A 1,424-nucleotide genomic window follows, 5' to 3' on the forward strand; every position below is an offset into this window, starting at 1 on the left:
ATGGTGGGAGGAGCTTCACAGGTGGTGCTCAACCACACCGATCATGGTGCTGAACGACGCAAACCAGGCACCTGAACAACGGTGCTCACCCGCATCAAAAGCGGTGCCCACAAAAGCGAATATTCAACTTTTGGGGATCGCAATTTGATGCTTGGCGTCGTCATGGTGGGCCGTCGGACGGTTCAGCGAACGGGGCGAGGGCGCGCGATCGACAATAGAAGGTCGCTCGGGACATTCCGAGGTCGCGGGCAACCTGCGCCATAGGTTCGCCGCCGTCAATGAGTTGGCGGGCACCGCGAATCTGACTGTCGGTGATGACTAGAAAGATGCAGGGCGTGCTGCTGATTGTTGGTAATACAAGAAAACCTCCACCGTTTCCTATGGAGGTCGACCCGCCTCTATATTTAACCAACCGCCGCGAAGTGGACTGCGATGACGGCTGAGGTGTTTGTCACCAGTTTGGTAGGACCTTGTTCCAGGGGTGATCCGGGGGCAGTCCGACGCGCGCGTGGTCTTGTGCGTAGTCGTGAAATTGCGGTGGCAGGAGGACTGGGACCTGGTCGGTGGGTTCACCGAGCGTTGACCAGGCATCTTCGTATCCGGCGAACGTGGGGAGCGTGACTCGCGCTCTTTCCGGGCCGACATTCCTCACGCCTGAGGCAATGCCGGGTGCTGTCAGCCAGTTCATGTGCTCTATCCAGGCCGCGGCCGCGACATGGTCCCTTGGCAGGATAAAGAAGCGGAGCGGAGCTGTGACCAGCTCGTCGATTGCCACCATGACAAACCACTCCCGGGCGTGCAGGGACGGCTGCTGAGACTTTTCACCGAGGGGCCATGACAGTCGAGGTCCACTGCCGCGGGCCGCTTTTACCTGCACCTCGATCATGGTGCGGCTTCCGGCGAGCTCAACAGCCAGGATGTCGGTCCGTTCCAAGCCGTCGCGGGTCAGGGCCGGCGCCCACCCGCGGCGAGCCAGTTCTGCCGCGACGGCGTGCTCACCGATGGTTTTCGTCTGCTTAGTGTCGGCCATCCGTCGAGGTTATCTCGCCACCGGGTGGGGCGTGGGATGGCAGGAGGGCGTCGTAAGCCATGACGGTGGGGAGAGGGCGCTTATCCGCGGGCAGGGTGTCGAGGATTATGGCGAGTTCACGTTCGCCAGGACTGGCGGTGGTGTTGTCGCTGCGGAGGTACGCGTAGACAGTTGCCGCGGCTGATGCCAAATGCTTGCGCGAGAGCTACCTTAGATTCCCCATCGATGGCGCGTCGACGCAGCTCCGCCGCTCTCGCCGCGCTCGAGAGTAGTGCCCCTTACAGTGGTGTAGCCCCGGTGGCTGGCCTCGTCTTGGACGGGGGCGCGGTCACCGTGGTGTTCCTTCGAGGAAATTCCTACATCCCACTCGAAAGGCATCAACACGATGACCGCT

Annotated in this window: 1 protein-coding gene and 1 pseudogene; both read right to left on the reverse strand. The window is 61.7% G+C overall.

Annotated elements, in window-relative coordinates; translation table 11 throughout:
- Positions 1-160: 160 nt before the first annotated feature.
- Positions 161-316, reverse strand: a pseudogene (locus tag B7R22_RS20370) (helix-turn-helix domain-containing protein); the annotation flags it as partial.
- A gap of 135 nt (positions 317-451) precedes the next feature.
- Positions 452-1,030: a hypothetical protein gene (locus tag B7R22_RS18395; RefSeq protein ID WP_116413134.1), complete on the reverse strand. Its 579-nt coding sequence runs from the start codon at positions 1,028-1,030 to the stop codon at positions 452-454.
- Positions 1,031-1,424: the final 394 nt, after the last annotated feature.

Source organism: Subtercola boreus, assembly GCF_003399635.1.
In the GTDB taxonomy this organism is placed as follows: domain Bacteria; phylum Actinomycetota; class Actinomycetes; order Actinomycetales; family Microbacteriaceae; genus Subtercola; species Subtercola boreus_B.